Annotated in this window: 17 protein-coding genes; 14 read left to right on the top strand and 3 right to left on the bottom strand. The window is 28.8% G+C overall.

Annotated features, from left to right (window positions below; all coding sequences use genetic code 11):
* The first annotated feature begins 5 nt into the window (after nt 1-5).
* Both citC and citG read left to right on the top strand, forming a co-directional pair.
* Nucleotides 6-1022: a [citrate (pro-3S)-lyase] ligase gene (citC, locus tag QX51_RS04810; protein WP_039678762.1), complete on the top strand. Its 1017-nt coding sequence runs from the start codon at nt 6-8 to the stop codon at nt 1020-1022.
* Between the two features lie 28 nt (nt 1023-1050).
* Nucleotides 1051-2406 (top strand): triphosphoribosyl-dephospho-CoA synthase CitG, encoded by a 1356-nt coding sequence (gene citG, locus QX51_RS04805; protein ID WP_039678761.1) that lies wholly within the window; start codon nt 1051-1053, stop codon nt 2404-2406.
* Between the two features lie 98 nt (nt 2407-2504).
* On the opposite strand, the gene QX51_RS04800 is transcribed toward citG, so the two are convergent.
* Nucleotides 2505-3188 (bottom strand): GntR family transcriptional regulator, encoded by a 684-nt coding sequence (locus QX51_RS04800; RefSeq protein ID WP_039678760.1) that lies wholly within the window; start codon nt 3186-3188, stop codon nt 2505-2507.
* Nucleotides 3189-3866: 678 nt separating this feature from the next.
* On the opposite strand from QX51_RS04800, the gene QX51_RS04795 reads away from it, so the two are divergent.
* The 10 genes from QX51_RS04795 (at nt 3867) to QX51_RS04755 (ending at nt 10360) form a co-directional block, all read left to right on the top strand.
* Entirely contained in the window at nt 3867-5270 is a 1404-nt protein-coding gene (locus QX51_RS04795) for an oxaloacetate decarboxylase subunit alpha (protein ID WP_039678759.1), read from the top strand.
* Between the two features lie 16 nt (nt 5271-5286).
* Nucleotides 5287-5559 (top strand): OadG family protein, encoded by a 273-nt coding sequence (locus tag QX51_RS04790; protein WP_039678758.1) that lies wholly within the window; start codon nt 5287-5289, stop codon nt 5557-5559.
* A gap of 48 nt (nt 5560-5607) precedes the next feature.
* Nucleotides 5608-5958 carry a biotin/lipoyl-containing protein gene (locus QX51_RS04785; protein ID WP_302466945.1) on the top strand — a complete coding sequence of 117 codons (351 nt, stop codon included), beginning with the start codon at nt 5608-5610 and terminating at the stop codon, nt 5956-5958.
* 28 nt (nt 5959-5986) lie between these two features.
* Nucleotides 5987-7120, top strand: coding sequence for a sodium ion-translocating decarboxylase subunit beta (locus QX51_RS04780; RefSeq protein WP_039678757.1), 1134 nt, complete (start codon nt 5987-5989; stop codon nt 7118-7120).
* An 82-nt stretch (nt 7121-7202) separates the two neighbouring features.
* Complete coding sequence (locus QX51_RS04775; RefSeq protein WP_039678756.1) at nt 7203-7688, top strand: phosphate-starvation-inducible PsiE family protein; 486 nt, start codon at nt 7203-7205, stop codon at nt 7686-7688.
* Between the two features lie 232 nt (nt 7689-7920).
* Nucleotides 7921-8772: an isocitrate/isopropylmalate family dehydrogenase gene (locus tag QX51_RS04770; protein WP_052232880.1), complete on the top strand. Its 852-nt coding sequence runs from the start codon at nt 7921-7923 to the stop codon at nt 8770-8772.
* A 5-nt stretch (nt 8773-8777) separates the two neighbouring features.
* Entirely contained in the window at nt 8778-9017 is a 240-nt protein-coding gene (locus QX51_RS21420) for an isocitrate/isopropylmalate family dehydrogenase (RefSeq protein ID WP_052232879.1), read from the top strand.
* A 165-nt stretch (nt 9018-9182) separates the two neighbouring features.
* On the top strand, nt 9183-9512 hold the full coding sequence (locus QX51_RS04765; RefSeq protein WP_039678755.1) for a PadR family transcriptional regulator: 330 nt from the start codon (nt 9183-9185) through the stop codon (nt 9510-9512).
* 3 nt (nt 9513-9515) lie between these two features.
* Entirely contained in the window at nt 9516-9959 is a 444-nt protein-coding gene (locus tag QX51_RS04760; RefSeq protein WP_039678754.1) for a permease prefix domain 1-containing protein, read from the top strand.
* Between the two features lie 26 nt (nt 9960-9985).
* Complete coding sequence (locus QX51_RS04755; protein ID WP_039678753.1) at nt 9986-10360, top strand: hypothetical protein; 375 nt, start codon at nt 9986-9988, stop codon at nt 10358-10360.
* Between the two features lie 109 nt (nt 10361-10469).
* On the opposite strand, the gene QX51_RS04750 is transcribed toward QX51_RS04755, so the two are convergent.
* Complete coding sequence (locus QX51_RS04750) at nt 10470-11399, bottom strand: DMT family transporter (RefSeq protein WP_039678752.1); 930 nt, start codon at nt 11397-11399, stop codon at nt 10470-10472.
* A 214-nt stretch (nt 11400-11613) separates the two neighbouring features.
* Here QX51_RS04750 and QX51_RS04745 point away from each other — a divergent pair, with 214 nt between their 5' ends.
* Together QX51_RS04745 and QX51_RS04740 are read left to right on the top strand one after the other, a co-directional pair.
* Nucleotides 11614-12996 carry a GntP family permease gene (locus QX51_RS04745; RefSeq protein ID WP_039678751.1) on the top strand — a complete coding sequence of 461 codons (1383 nt, stop codon included), beginning with the start codon at nt 11614-11616 and terminating at the stop codon, nt 12994-12996.
* Between the two features lie 316 nt (nt 12997-13312).
* Entirely contained in the window at nt 13313-14104 is a 792-nt protein-coding gene (locus QX51_RS04740; protein ID WP_039678750.1) for an epoxyqueuosine reductase, read from the top strand.
* A gap of 101 nt (nt 14105-14205) precedes the next feature.
* Here the strand turns inward: QX51_RS04740 and QX51_RS04735 are convergent, their stop codons facing one another.
* Nucleotides 14206-15708, bottom strand: a complete 1503-nt coding sequence (locus QX51_RS04735) for an alanine/glycine:cation symporter family protein (protein ID WP_039678749.1) — start codon at nt 15706-15708, stop codon at nt 14206-14208.
* Nucleotides 15709-15986: the final 278 nt, after the last annotated feature.

Raw genomic sequence — 15986 nt, 5'->3', positions numbered from 1 at the left:
AGATCATGTATTATAATGTAGAAAGTATAAATCTAAAATCAAAGTATGAAACTAAAGAAGTATGTAAATTTTTAGAAAAATTTAGCTTAAAATATGAAGATGTTGATTACACTGTGGTAATAAGAGAAAATGATGATATTATAGCAACATGTTCTAAAAAAGAAAACGTATTAAAATGTTTTGCTATAAATGAAAATTATCAAGGATTAGGTTTATCTAATAACCTAATATCAAAAGTAACAGAGAAATTATTCTTAGAAGGTAGATATCACAGTTTTATATTTACAAAACCAGAAAACCAATTTTTATTTGAAGGTTTAGGATATAAAAATATATTTACAACAAATAAAGTAAGTTTATTAGAAAGTGGAAATAAAAATATAAATTCATCTTTAGAGAAATTGAAAAATGATTATAATATAGATGATAGTAAAGAATATGCTGCTTTAGTTATGAATTGTAATCCATTTACTTTGGGTCATAGATATATAGTAGAAACAGCAGCAAAAGAAAATGAAAATGTAATAATATTTGTAGTAGAAGAAGATAAATCCGTTTTCCCTTTTAAAACAAGATATAAACTTATAAAAGAAGGAACAAAAGATTTAAAAAACGTAACTGTGATACCAGCAGGAGAGTATGTAATATCATCAGCAACTTTCCCAAATTATTTCTTAAAGAAAAATGATGATGCATTAAAAGAATATACAAAATTAGATTGTAATATATTTGGAAAATATTTTGTACCTAAATTTAATATAACTATAAGATATGTAGGTACGGAACCTCATTGTGAAGTAACAAATACTTATAATGAAAGCATGGAAGAAATATTGCCAAAATACAATGTGGAAGTTAAACGTATAAGCAGAAAAGAAGCACAAGAAGATGTTATCAGTGCATCTAGAGTTAGAAAATTATTAAAAGAAGGTAATATAGAAAAAGTAAAAAACTTACTACCTAAAGCAAGCTTTGATTTTTTACTTAGTAAGGAAGGTGAATTGGTAATAAATCAACTATAATAATAGTTTATATTTTACCTAAGACAATATGGAATTAATAGCAGAATTTTTATTTGATAGAGATAAAAGAGTATCTTATCAAGAACAATTACTAAAAGAAAATAGAGATAAAACTCTAGTTACAATTAGAATAAATTATCCTGGAATAGAAAAATCAAACTATATAACTGATGATATTGTTAATATTATTTATAATGATATAGAAACTTATTATGGAAAATATATAGTTTTTAAACATAAATATAAAAATAAAGAGGGCATAATAGCTCATTTATTATTTGATTTAGACTTTGTAAATGTAAAGAAAATAATGATAAATATAGAAGAAGAACACATATTAGGTAGATGTCTAGACATAGATGTATATGCTATGAAAAATGAAAAGGTAATAGGCATATCTAGAGCTGATCTGTTTAAAAAGCCAAGAAGATGTTTTATATGTGAATTAGATGCAAAAATTTGCTCCAGAGCTCAAACTCATAGTATAGAAGAAATAAAAGTTTATTTTGAAGATGTATATAAAAAGTATAAAAAAGTAGAAAAAAAAACTGAGCTTTTATCATATGAAGTATCACAAATAGCACTTAAATCAATGATAAGTGAAGTATCTACTTTTCCATCCTTTGGGTTAGTATCTCCAATTAGTTCTGGCTCACATAAAGATATGGATTACTATACTTTTTTAGATAGTGCATTGGCTATAACACCTTACTTAAAAGAAATGTTTAAAATAGGGTATAGCTATCATAATCCGGAATATATATTTGATGCTATTAGAAACACTGGAAAAACATGCGAAGAAAAAATGTTTGAAGCAACAAATAATATTAATACTCATAAGGGTATGATATTTTTAATGGGAATTACAATAGCTGCTATGGGAAAAGTATTGTATGAAGATATGAAATTTAGTGAAATACAATCTATAATAAAACTTATGGTTAAAGATATCTTAGATGATTTTAAAGAATTGAATAAAAAAGAATGTTTAACTCACGGAGAAAAACTATATTTAGAATATGGATTTACAGGGATAAGAGGACAAATTAAAGATGGTCTTGCTGTATTATTTGACAATATAATAGAGAAGTATAGTTATAGTGAACTAAAGGAAAATGATCTATATACTCAAATATTAATAGAGTTAATGTCAAGAGTTGAAGATAGTACAATAGTTTATAGACATGATATAAATACATTAAGGAAGGTACAATTAGATGCTAAAGAATTATTAAACCTGGGTGGAGTATTCACTGATGCTGGTAAGAAAAGGTGTGAAGAGCTGGAAGAGATTTATATAGAAAAAAATATAAGCCCTGGGGGCTGTGCAGATTTACTTGCTATAAGTATACTTCTACTTAATGTGAAAAAGTTAATGTTTTAAATCATAAATATAAAAATCCCATTGTAGATTAACAAAATCTACAATGGGATTTTTACATCCACATGAATTTAAATTCTAAAGTAATGATTAGATAAATATTATTTATTGATTTCTTGTAAAACAACATCCAATGAATCATATAAATGTTTTTTGATTATCATTTCTGACAAGTCTCTATCGCGCTCAACTATAGATTTTATAATTTGTCTATGTTCTAGTATTGCTCTTTCTCTTCTTACAGGATCTTCAATAGAGATAGTTCTAAATCTATGAAGATAATTATTCAAATTAGATATCATATTAGGTAAAATTTTCATTTTGCTTAAATTATAAAGCTGAGAATTAAATTCGCTGAATAATTTTACTACCTCATCAATATTATTTTCTAAGCTCTCCTTTTGCGTATCATCTAATAATTTTGTGATTCTATCCACATCTGATTGAGTAATATGCTTCATAGCTTCTGTGGCTACAAGTAACTCTAGAGAACTTCTTATTTTATAAATTTCTATAACATCTTCTCTAGTTATTCTATTAACAACAACACCTAGTCTAGGAACATATTTTACTAAACCTTCGACTTCCAGTTGTTTTAGAGATTCTCTAACAGGAGTTCTACTTATATTAAGTCGGTCAGAGTATTCTTTTTCTATGAAGCGTTCTCCTACAGGAACTTTATGCTCAATTAATGTTTTTCTTATGCTTTCATAAACTACATCTTTTATAGGTCTATTTTGTGATAAATCAGTATTATATACAAATTCATCCATCCAATTTTTCATAACTGTTTCCTTTCAAATAAATATATATACTGCAATATAATTTTAGTTGGGTAAACGATTTTATATGAGAATCGAACTATTACCAACTTATACTAGAAAATGAGAATGTTTGTGTGAATTCTAGTTTATATCCATTAATAAATGGAGGTTAACATATGCATAATATATAGTTTTAATACATAAAAATTAATTTAAATTTTAACGATTTATTTTAAGAATATAATACAATAAAAAACAAATTTAGACAAGTAAAAAAAGAAAACGTTATTTAGATAGTAGAATAAAAAAATAGATATATATATATGATTTTTCTTATGACAAGTATATAAATTTATGTATTTTACAGTATAACTGATTGTAGTTATTATTAATATGCAAGTAAATAGCTTATTAATGATATAACAAATTCTATATATTTAAAAGATATTATGAAAATCTATGCATATTAGATATATAGAAGGCTTGTATATAAATTACTTATATAGATATTTATTAAGCTTACAATTAAATAAAATTTAAAAAAGAACTTTATATATTAAAAGAACACTAAAAAAACTTGGTATAAGATAATTTGATATATATAATAAATTATGCATAAGAAACAAGGAATAACTTAAAGGAACATTATAGATGATGAAAATGTTATTCCTAATATATTTATGGGAGGATTATGATAAGATGAGTAAGTTAAAAATAACTGAAACGGCACTAAGAGATGGACATCAATCCTTAATGGCTACTAGGCTTAGGACAGATGAAATAATACCTATCTTAGAAACTATGGATAAAGTAGGATATTACTCAATGGAAGTTTGGGGAGGGGCTACATTTGATTCATGTATACGTTTCTTAAATGAAGATCCTTGGGAAAGACTTAGACTTATAAGAAAACATGTAAAAAATACGAAGTTACAAATGCTACTTAGAGGTCAAAATTTATTAGGATATAGACACTATGGAGATGATACTGTAGAGCGATTTATAGAGTTATCTATAAAAAACGGAATAGATATAATAAGAGTTTTCGACGCTTTAAATGATGTTAGAAACTTAGAAGAATCTATGAAAGCGATAAAAAAATACAAAGGACATTGCCAATGTGCAATATCTTATACAACAAGCCCAGTTCATACAACTGAGTACTATGTAGAATTAGTTAAAACTATGGAAAGAATGGGTGCGGATTCTATATGTATAAAAGATATGGCAGGGGTACTTACTCCATACAATGCATATGACTTAGTTAAAAAATTAAAAGATGCGACTAAATTACCAATAGAATTACATACTCACTGTACAGGTGGAATAGCAGAAATGACATATATGAAAGCTGTTGAAGCTGGTGTAGATATAATAGATACAGCTATATCACCACTTAGCGGTGGAACAAGTCAGCCACCAACAGAGTCAATGTCGGTAACTTTAGCAGAAATGAATAGAAATCCAGAGTTAAATATGGAAGCTCTTTTAGAAGTAGCTGAATATTTCAAACCAGTTAGAGATAAATACATGGAAGAAGGAATATTAAATCCAAAAGTATTATTAACAGATCCTCAAACTTTAAAATACCAAGTTCCAGGAGGAATGTTATCTAATTTATTATCTCAAATGAAGCAACAAGGTGCAGAAAGTAAATACGAAGAAGTATTAAATGAAGTACCAAGAGTTAGAAAAGACTTAGGATACCCTCCACTAGTTACTCCACTTAGTCAAATGGTTGGGACGCAAGCATTATTCAATGTTTTAACTGGACAAAGATACAAAATGGTTCCAAAAGAAATCAAGGACTATGTAAAAGGACTATATGGACAAGCTCCAGCTGAGTTAGATCCAGAAGTTAAAAAGTTAATAATCGGAGACGAAGAAGTAATAACAGTAAGACCTGCAGATTTAATAGGTGCAGAATTTGAAGCTATGAAAGAAGAAGTAAAAAATTTAGCTAAAAATGATGAAGACGTATTGGCTTACGCTTTGTTCCCACAAATCGCTCCAAAATATTTAGAATCTAAATACAACAAATCTACAGTAGTAGAAGAAGAAAAAGCAGAAAGTAATATAACATACATAGAAGTTACTATGTAGAGAATAGGTGGTTAATATGCAAACAACATTTATGGAAGCTATCTCTATCACTGTATCAAGTATGGTTATAGTTTTAGCTACTTTATCATTAATAGCAATAATATTAAGCTCATTTAAATTTATATTTAAATCAGAAAAGCATAAGGCTAAAACGACGCCAGTGATAAATAAAGTGATAGAAGATGATGGCGAAGAAAAAATAGTTGCAGCTTTAGTAACATCTATAATAGCTGCAGAACAAGCTCAACACACTAACTTCCATGTTAGAAGTATAAAAAGAGTTAAATAATTTTAATTAAAAATAATTTAAACATTAAGTAAAAGGGAGATTAATAAAATGAGTATAAAAACATACAACGTTAAATTAAATGGAAAAGTTTATGAAGTAGAAATAGAAGAGGTAAAATCAGGGAAACAACCAACTATGTCAGCTACTCCAGCGGCAGCTGCTACACCAGCAGTGGTAACAGGTACAGGAGAAGAAGTAGTAGCACCTTTACAAGGAAGTATGTTCAACATATTAGTAAAAGAAGGACAATCAGTTAAAAAAGGTGATGTATTAGCAGTATTAGAAGCTATGAAAATGGAAAACGAAATAATAGCTCCAGTAGATGGACAAATATCAGCTATACATGTAGAAAAAGGACAAAACGTAAATCTTGGAGATGTAATATTAAACATAGCATAAGTAAAAACAGTTTAAGGAGGTACATGACATGGGTCAAATGATATTAGATTTCATAATGGAATCAGGATTCGCACAAATGGACATTAAACAAGTAATAGTTATAGCCTTAGCTTGCTTTTTCTTATACTTAGCCATAGCAAAGGGGTATGAACCTTATTTATTAATACCAATAGCAACTGGAATGTTATTAGCAAATATGCCAGGTGTAGATTTAATGAAAGCAGCAACAGATAGTGATAAAGGTGGATTATTTTACTATCTATACCAAGGGGTAAAGCTGGGAATTTATCCACCATTAATATTCTTATGTATAGGAGCAGGAACGGACTTTGGACCAATGATTGCAAATCCTAAAACAATGTTACTTGGAGGGGCTGCACAGTTTGGGGTATTCTTCGCATTCCTTGGAGCAATAGCTTTAGGATTCACAGGTCCAGAAGCAGCATCAATAGGTATAATCGGCGGAGCAGATGGACCAACTGCTATACAAACAACAGGTGCTCTAGCACCACATTTATTAGGAACTATAGCTCTAGCAGCATATTCATATATGGCGTTAGTACCAGTTATCCAACCACCAATAATAAAAGCTCTTACAACTAAAGAAGAAAGAGCAATAAAAATGGAACAAACTAGACCAGTTTCTCAAAAAGAAAAAATAATATTCCCAATAGTAGTTATGATAGTTGTTATAGGATTACTTCCAACAGCTGCACCACTTGTGGGAATGCTAATGTTCGGAAATTTAATAAAAGAATCTGGGCTTGTTCCTAAGTTAGTAGAAACTGCTCAAAGTTCTCTTATGTATATAGTAACTATTTTATTAGGATTAACAGTTGGAGCAACAACTAATGCAGAGACTTTACTAAGCGTACAAACTCTTGGTATAATAGCAATGGGGCTTGCAGCATTTTCTGTAGGAACTGCTTCGGGAGTATTAGGTGGAAAACTAATGTGTAAATTAACTGGAGGAAAAGTAAATCCAATGATAGGTGCAGCTGGAGTTTCAGCAGTACCAATGGCATCGAGAGTTGTTCAAAGGGTTGGACAAGAAGAAAATCCTTCAAACTTCTTATTAATGCATGCCATGTCTCCAAACGTTGCGGGAGTTATAGGATCAGCAGTAGCTGCAGGTGTACTACTTAAAGTATTTGGAGCATAATTTAATAAAATAAAAAGCTTTAAATATGTTTTAATTATCAGTATTAATAAAAATAAATTTATTTTAAAAAGGAAGATTTATAATGATAAAAAAACATGAAAAAGCGTTGTTAAAGACGTCAAAGTATTTTGAAACAGCACTATCAGTAATTATATTAATTCTTGTATTATTAGGCATGCTTGATTTATTGAGAACCATCTATGAAGCATATATAGTGAATTTTGAAACGCCAGTTCAATATGAGCAATTAAATAGTTTTTTAGCACAAGGATTGCTATTAGTAATAGGTGTAGAACTTGTTGTTATGCTTAGTTTACATATACCAGGTGTACTGATAGAAGTATTATTATGTGCAATAGCTAGAAAACTTATACTACTTCCAAAAACATCAAGTATGGTTGATTTATTCCTTGGAGTTCTTTCAATAGGCTTAATATTTGGCATAAGAAAATATCTGTTAAGTACAGATGAAAAACGTTGGAGCTTAAGTAAATTGTATAGTTTCAAACATGTAGAGATAGAAACTAGCAGAATAGAAAATGATACTAAAAATGTAGTTAATATGTAGTAAAAATATTATAACTTTGATTACTTAATAAAATAGCGACCTTTGAGTAGGTCGCTATTTTATTATTTATAATTAATTCATAGTATACACTTTTATCTATGGTAAATATATAAAAATATATATTTTACATTATATGTGACTCCATTTATTATATATTGTGAACAAAAATTAATCGTTAATAAGATTTAATTATAATTTTGACATAGGTATTAAATAATAGAGGAGTGGAATTATGAATTATAATATAGCTTTAATAAAAGGTGACGGAATTGGACCAGAAATAAGTAAGGAAGCAGTTAAAGTTTTAAAAGCAATAGAAAAAATATATGGACATAATTTTGAGATAAATGAAGTATGTGGTGCAGGAGATGCTGTTGATAAGTTTGGAAATCCTATTCCAACAGAAACTTTAGATGTTTGTATAGAAAGTGATGCAGTTTTAATAGGAAATATTGGCGGAAGTAAGTGGAACAATGAACCCCTTGATAAAAAACCTGTTAAAGCTATTTTAAAGATAAGAAAGGCATTAAATGTAACTTCAAATTTAAGACCAATAACTTTAAATCAAAATCTAAGAGAATTTTCACCATTAAAAGAAAGTATAATATCAAAGGGTATCGATATACTTGTAGTTAGAGATTTAGCTGGAAGCGTAATTTGTGGCGAAAAAAGATTAGGTGTTGGGGAGTTCGGTAGAGAATGTAGTGATTTAGAATATTACAATGAAGAAATAGTAAAAAGGTCAGCTAATAGAGCCTTTAGAGCAGCGTCTACTAGAAGAAATTTAGTATCAAGTGTTGATAAATCAAATGTACTTGCAAGCTCTATGCTTTGGAAAGAGGTTGTAAATGAAACGTCTATAAATTATCCAGATGTTAAAGTTAAGCATCATTTAGTTGATACAGCAGCTATGGAAGTTATATTAAATCCAGAAAAGTTTGATGTTATAGTTACTACAAACATGTTTGGAGATATATTAGCAGATGAACTTAGTCAAATAACAGGAACAGCATGTATGTTACCTTCAGCAGAACTAGATGTTAATGGCAAAGGATTATTCTACACCATCCAGATGAAAGTATAATAGGAATGGACAAAGCAAATCCTATAGGGCTTATATCTTCTGTAGCTTTAATGCTTAGATACTCATTTAACTTACATAAAGAGGCCGGTATCATAGAAAGAGCTATAGATTTGGCCATAGAAAAAGGATATAGAACGGAAGATATATTTAGTAAAGGTACAAAATTAATTGGGACTCAAATGATGGGGAATGTGATTTGTGATTGTATAAATGAATTATCAAGTGTAAATAAAATTGCTATCTAATAATTTAATAATATAATATGAAAAAAATAACATTCTATATAAAATGAAGGTTATTTTTTCATTGTTTTATAATTTATAGTTGCAAATCTAAGAATGATAAATTACCATTAAATCATAAAGTACCTTATATAACGAGGTATTTCATAAAGAGAGGTGAATGGACTTGTGGATTTAAATAAGGAATTACTAAAAGGTCATATCGATACTTTAATTTTATCCATATTAAATCAAGAGGATTCTTATGGATATGAAATAGCTAAAATAGTTAAAGATGAAACAACATTTGAACTAAAAGAAAGTACCATGTATGTTTCATTAAAAAGATTGGAGTCTAAAGGATTGATAAAATCTTATTGGGGTGATAATCAAGATTCGGGGGGGAGAAGAAAGTATTATAACATAACAGAAGACGGAAAAGAAAATTTAGATCTGAAGATTCAAGAATGGAATTTTATACAAGAAGTTATGAATAAATTTTTAAATAAGGGGAAATAGGTTATGAAGATAATAGAAGAATATTTAAATAGATTGTATAAAGATGATGACAGTAAAGATGCAGAAGAGATAAAAGAAGAGATAAAAGGACATTTAATTACTTCTGCAAGAGAGTATATGAATCAAGGATATTTAGAAGATGAAGCGCAAAATAAGGCAATTGAACAATTTGATGGTGGCAATGATGAAGATGCATCTATAGAATTACGATCAATTTATACGAAAAAAACAGATGTAAGAAAAGAAAGAGTGAAAAAACTGGCAGGTATAAGGCTTAAGATACTTAATATATTTGGTTGGTTTTTCGGTGCAGCTTGCTTATCTGCAGCTTTGAGCTTTTATAATACAGTTCCTAAATGGTTAATTGTATTGTTAGTAATTTTAATTATTATATTAATTATTTTGAGCATTGTAATCTCTACTTTAAAAATAAATATGGAAAAGTAATTAATAATAGAATAGGGGGGCTAGGAATGAAAGAAAAATCGTTATCAGAAGAGAATAAAGATAATGTAGAAGAATCAAAAGTAAATAAAAAGATTCGATTATTTAAAGATACAAAATGGGTATCTTTTGGAACTTATATAATGACAGTAGAGTGTTTTTGTTCTTCTAAGGGGGTAGCTAGTTATGTACCATTTATAAATAAAGTGGAATATGAAGAAACTAACATGATTAAGGCATCTTACAACAATGAAAGCTACTATATAGAGAATAAAGAGCTGTGCAAAAATGTATCTATAGGAGATAGAATAGTAGTAACTATTAAATATTCTTATGACAAAGATGATAATTTAATACACACTAATGTTCATCATAGTCATCCATATCCATTATCTTATAATTAAATAAATAGTATAAAAAGCCTTTAATAAATAAATTTATATTATTTAATGAAGGCTTTTTATATGCTATAAAATTATAATATTTTTTAATAGTATTATTATAAGTAAGCTTTTACTCTGTAAAATTATCATCTGTGCAGCTAACGCATTCAACAGATGATAATTTTTTATTTCTAAAAGGCTCTAAAAAGCTTTCTTTATTGAAAATAAACAATCCAATTAAAATAATTGTACCACCTAAAATAGTAGCTTTATCAGGTATTTCACCCATCATAACAAAACCTAAAATCGTAGTTAAAAATGGAGTGACAAACATATAATTGCTAACATAAGTAGTTTTTTCTGCCATGGAAATTGCCTTTGCCCAGGCAATATAAGCAAGTGCAGAAGAAAAAATTCCAAGTATTAAAACATATATAATATGTTCAATAGGAGCATGTATAGTAGGCTCTATAGCTGAAGGTAAGAAAATACATAAAAATAAAGTTCCTATAAAAATACTATAGGTACTTGCCTCTATTGCTGAATATTTCTTAGTTAGTTTCCTTTGAAGTAAATTATAAGTAGCAAGACAAAGAGCTGCTACTAAAAGCCAAAGCACACCTTCATTAATAGAAAAAGTACCATTCATTAAAGTTAAAACTAAAATTCCTATAAATTCAATTCCTATTGCAAACCATTGATATGTTTTAAGTTTTTCTTTATAAAAGAAAGATGCTAGAAAAGCCGTAAACACTGGAACCATAGCAATAACTATACTACCTGTAGCAGATGTAACCATACCAGTTCCCTTTGTAAATAAAATTACATAGATAAAGAAACCAATGCAACCAGAAAGTAGATAAGTAATAAAATCTTCTTTTTTAGGTTTGTTAATTTTCATAAAACAAATTATAACAAGTAAAGTTAATGATGCTGATAAATATCTTAAAAAACTTAAAGTATATACGTCAAAATATTGAAGGGCTAGCCTAGTAAAGACAAAGGCCATTGCCCAAAATATTATAGTTATAATTGCATAAAAATGATAGTTTTTATTCATAATATTTTACCTCCCACAATTTTTATATTTAATAAACGTATTAATAAGTGAATTATAACAGTTAATTAATCATCGTTGGAAAATTATTTAAATATTTTTAAGAATATAAATAAATACTATAGATAAAATTAATTTTAAATTTAAGTAAATATATAACTTGTAATTTATATAAAATTGAAAGGAGATGTGTTGGTAATTCAACACTAGGTAAATTATGTTTAGCATCATAGGATTAATTTTATCACTATTCCTTATTATGTTTTTGGCGTACAAAGGATATTCAACAATAATTACAGCCCCAATTATAGCTTTGTTAACATTGATTGTAACTTCAGGATTTAATAGTCACTTGATGGCAAATTACACAGAAGTTTATATGGCTGGCTTTGCAAGTTTTGTAAAAAATTATTTTCCTCTATTTATGACGGGCGCTTTATTTGCAATTTTAATGGAAAAAGCAAATTATGCTAAGTCAATATCACACTTTATAACAGAAAAATTAGGAAAAGAAAAAGCTATATTATCTATAGTTTTATCAGGTTCATTACTTACTTATGGTGGAGTTTCGTTATTTGTAGTAGCATTTATTTCTTATCCCATAGCAAGAACTTTATTTAAACAGGCAGACATCCCGAAGAGATTAATACCGGGTTGTATTGCCCTAGGTTCATTTACATTTACTATGACAGCTTTACCAGGATCACCAGAAATTCAAAATGTTATTCCTATGAAATACTTTGGAACAGACGCTTTTGCAGCTCCTTTGATTGGGATAATAGCCAGCTTACTTATGCTTGGATTGGGAATGTTTTATTTAACTAGGGAGGCCCAAAAAGCTAGAACAAATGGAGAAGGATATGGAAATCATATTGAAAAAGATGATGAAGAATTGATTAAGGATGAATTACCAAATATATTTGTGTCAATTTTTCCTATATTAATAATATTTGCAGCAAATTTATTTTTCTCAAAGATTTATTATCCTACAATTGATGGCAGCTATTTAGAAGGTTATAACACAGTTTTAAGTAATGTATCAGGAACCTGGAGTGTAATAATTTCTATTGTGATAGCTGATATTTTTTTAGTTTTAACTAATTTTAAAAAAATAAAAAATTTAAAAGTTGTTCTTGATGAAGGTGTAACTAATTCTTTTAGACCTTTATTAAATTCTTCTGCCATAGTAGGCTATGGAAGTGTTATTAAATCATTGGCTGTTTTTGCAGTAATACAAAATTTTGTGTTTAATATTTCTTCTAATCCAATAATATCAGAAGCTTTATCAGTAAACTTGATTTGTGGACTTACAGCCTCTGCATCTGGAGGTCTTACTATTACTTTAGATGCTTTGGCACCAGCTTATTTACAAATGGCCCATGCTCTAAATATATCTCCACAAATTCTTCATAGAATTGCATCATTAGCATGTGGAGGTCTAGACACATTACCGCATAATGGGGCAGTAATTACAACTTTAGCTATTTGTGGACTTACTCATAAGCAGTCTTACAAAGATATATTTGTGACCTCTGTAGTAATTCCAATAGTGGTAACATCAATTATTGTAATAGGTGTGAGTCTTTTTATAGTAATGTAAAATAAATGATAAATAAATCAATGAAAGTAGTATATAATTTAAGTACAAGATAAAATTAGAAGAGGAGTATAATTGGGGGGAAAAATATGGTTCAAACTATAATAAGAGTAGGAAGTCTTATTTTATTATTCGTAATAATAGCTAATATTTGGGCGCAAAAAAGAACAAAAGATGAAGCACAAAATAAAAATAATAAGAAAAAATAGCAATCGGATATTATAGCATCTTTGAAAAAAGGTGCTTTTTTAGATGTGATCTAATGAGATTGTAGCGCATAAAAAAGTATATATTTTAATAGAATAAGGGGGAAGATTCTATGAAAGATTTAATTAAGAACTATATAGTAGATTTTGTAAAAGAATATGAAAAAAGAGACGACATAAGTACAAGTTGGAGATTACCATTAGTTGGTTTTGCTGATGCTAATCATGAAGATATTATGCATATAAGAGATTGTACTTTTGAAGAACATTTAATGCCAACTGATGTATTAGAAGATCCCACTATTATTATTGCTTATTTTGTTCCTTTTACTAAAGATATAGCAGACTCCAATATAGATGGAGATTTAGCATCAGAAAAATGGACTTTAGCTTATCAAGAAACTAACGAAATGTTTATTAAGTTAAATAATCATGTTATTAAAAGAATAGAAGAGATGGGCTATAAGGCAGAAGTATGCAAGGAAGCAGGTAATTTTAAAAAAGATATATTAAAAAGTAAATGGTCTCATAGGCATATAGCTAGAGTAGCGGGATTGGGAACTTTTGGTATTAATAATATGTTAATTACTGAAGAGGGATGTTGTGGAAGATATTTTACTATAGTTACAAATTTACCTGTAAGTCCAGATAAACCATTAGAAGAAGAAAATTGTTTATATAAAAGAAGTGGAAGTTGCTTAGTATGTGTAAAACGCTGTTTTAGTGGGGCATTAAACGAGAATAATTATGATAGATTTAAATGTTATGAAACTTGTATGAAAAGTTTTAATAAGTATGAAAAATTATATGGCAATAATAAATATAAAATTGGAAATCCAAAAGGAGGAAGTGAAGTCTGTGGTAAATGTGTAGTAAATTTACCATGTTCATTTAAACAACCTTAAATATATTTTTTTACGCGAAAAAGAGCTAAGCGGCCTTAGCTCTTTTTCTGGTACATTTTTTAGGGTTTTATTTTACTATCAAATCATTGATTAATTACAAATTAAGATTGAGGGTTATTTTCACCACTTGTAACTCTTTCCTCCCAGAATGTAGCACCTTTTATACCAAGTGGAGTAGGGTCAAATGTTATATTATCCCTAGGAATTCCAAGTTTCATTTGTCTTTCATAATCTTTAAAACACTTAATAACTGTATTAGATAAAAGAACTATAGCAACTAAGTTTAGCCAAGCCATAAGTCCAACACCTATGTCACCCATTGCCCATGCAAGACCTGCACTCTTAATACATCCAAATGCAGTCATAGCAAGGATTGTAAATCTTAGAACATTAATTGCAGTTTTGCTTCCTTGGCCTTTTTTGAATTTTTTAACTAAATAAGTTAAGTTAACTTCTGCTATATAGTAATAGGCCATCAAAGTAGTAAATGCAAAGAAGAATAATGCTACAGCAACGAAGGCAGAACCAAATCCAGGGACTAAAGTATCTACAGCGTTTTGAGTATAAGCTGGGCCTATTTCTGGAATACCCAACTTAGGCATATTTTCAACGATTACTTTACCTGAAGCTTCATAATAAGTGTTGTAGCAGCCAGTCATCATAATCATAAATCCAGTAGCTGAGCAAACGAATAATGTGTCAACATAAACTGAAAATGCTTGAACGAAACCTTGTTTTGCAGGGTGAGAAACTTCAGCAGCTGAAGAAGCTTGTGGTCCAGTACCTTGACCAGCTTCATTTGAGTATACACTACGTTTTACACCCCAAGCTATTGTAGAGCCAATTATACCACCAAATGTTGCTTCTGCACCAAATGCAGACTTGAATATTAATACTAATACGTTTGGTAAGTCAGCTATATTAACTGCGATAATTATAAGTGCCATTAATATATATGCGCCTCCCATAAAAGGAACGATATATTCTGCAGCCGAACCAATTCTTTTTATTCCACCGAAAATTATAAGAGCAAGAATAACTACTAATATGATAGCTGTAATGCTTACATTAAGACCAAAAGCATTATTTACAGATATAGCTATTGAGTTAGCTTGAACACCAGGAAGTAATATACCTATGGCGATAAGTGTAACTACTGCAAAAGTACAACCATATATTTTGGAGAATTTAGTACTTCCAAATCCTTTTTCTATATAATAAGCAGGTCCACCACGATATTCACCTTCATGTTCTTCTTTATACAATTGACCCAAAGTTGATTCAGCAAAAGCTGATCCTGCGCCAAGGAATGCTGCAAGCCACATCCAAAATAGTGCTCCAGGACCTCCCCAGGCTATAGCTGTAGCAACGCCGGCGATATTACCAGTTCCTATACGACCAGCAAGTGCTGTACAAAATCCTTGGAAAGAAGAAATGCCCTTTTCAGATTTTTGTCCACTAAATAATAAAGCAACCATTTCCTTAATATTTCTAATCTGTGAAAATCTAGTTCTAATGCTAAAATAAATACCAACGCCAAGACAAGTCCATACAAGTGCGACACTCCAAACTACGGAGTTAATACTACTAACTATGTTTTCCATAAAATTCCCTCCTAAATTATAGTAAAAGAAACTGTATAAGAAAAATGATATGTTAAATATTTCTTTGATTTATTATAGTCCAATTAGGGTATAAATTTGTGTTAAAAGTGTGTAATGTTAATTTAAAGAAAATTAACAAAAATATACAAATTTAACATAAAGAAGGCAACAAAATATAATATAAAATTTAATTACTTTAAAAAATGTTATTATCTTTGTGATATAATAGTTAATCAGAGTTAATAATTAAAGATAAGAAAATAAAAATCTTGAGCGAA

This window comes from Terrisporobacter othiniensis (genome assembly GCF_000808015.1).
Classification (GTDB): domain Bacteria; phylum Bacillota; class Clostridia; order Peptostreptococcales; family Peptostreptococcaceae; genus Terrisporobacter; species Terrisporobacter muris.
This window is presented reverse-complemented; position numbering and strand designations above follow the sequence as displayed.

Bases quoted from the DNA above. Each gene is read 5' to 3' on its own strand.
- citC (WP_039678762.1), top strand. From the start codon at position 6: ATGTATTATAATGTAGAAAGTATAAATCTAAAATCAAAGTATGAAACT.
- citG (WP_039678761.1), top strand. From the start codon at position 1,051: ATGGAATTAATAGCAGAATTTTTATTTGATAGAGATAAAAGAGTATCT.
- QX51_RS04800 (WP_039678760.1), bottom strand. From the start codon at position 3,188: ATGAAAAATTGGATGGATGAATTTGTATATAATACTGATTTATCACAA.
- QX51_RS04795 (WP_039678759.1), top strand. From the start codon at position 3,867: ATGAGTAAGTTAAAAATAACTGAAACGGCACTAAGAGATGGACATCAA.
- QX51_RS04790 (WP_039678758.1), top strand. From the start codon at position 5,287: ATGCAAACAACATTTATGGAAGCTATCTCTATCACTGTATCAAGTATG.
- QX51_RS04785 (WP_302466945.1), top strand. From the start codon at position 5,608: ATGAGTATAAAAACATACAACGTTAAATTAAATGGAAAAGTTTATGAA.
- QX51_RS04780 (WP_039678757.1), top strand. From the start codon at position 5,987: ATGGGTCAAATGATATTAGATTTCATAATGGAATCAGGATTCGCACAA.
- QX51_RS04775 (WP_039678756.1), top strand. From the start codon at position 7,203: ATGATAAAAAAACATGAAAAAGCGTTGTTAAAGACGTCAAAGTATTTT.
- QX51_RS04770 (WP_052232880.1), top strand. From the start codon at position 7,921: ATGAATTATAATATAGCTTTAATAAAAGGTGACGGAATTGGACCAGAA.
- QX51_RS21420 (WP_052232879.1), top strand. From the start codon at position 8,778: ATGGACAAAGCAAATCCTATAGGGCTTATATCTTCTGTAGCTTTAATG.
- QX51_RS04760 (WP_039678754.1), top strand. From the start codon at position 9,516: ATGAAGATAATAGAAGAATATTTAAATAGATTGTATAAAGATGATGAC.
- QX51_RS04755 (WP_039678753.1), top strand. From the start codon at position 9,986: ATGAAAGAAAAATCGTTATCAGAAGAGAATAAAGATAATGTAGAAGAA.
- QX51_RS04750 (WP_039678752.1), bottom strand. From the start codon at position 11,399: ATGAATAAAAACTATCATTTTTATGCAATTATAACTATAATATTTTGG.
- QX51_RS04745 (WP_039678751.1), top strand. From the start codon at position 11,614: ATGTTTAGCATCATAGGATTAATTTTATCACTATTCCTTATTATGTTT.
- QX51_RS04740 (WP_039678750.1), top strand. From the start codon at position 13,313: ATGAAAGATTTAATTAAGAACTATATAGTAGATTTTGTAAAAGAATAT.
- QX51_RS04735 (WP_039678749.1), bottom strand. From the start codon at position 15,708: ATGGAAAACATAGTTAGTAGTATTAACTCCGTAGTTTGGAGTGTCGCA.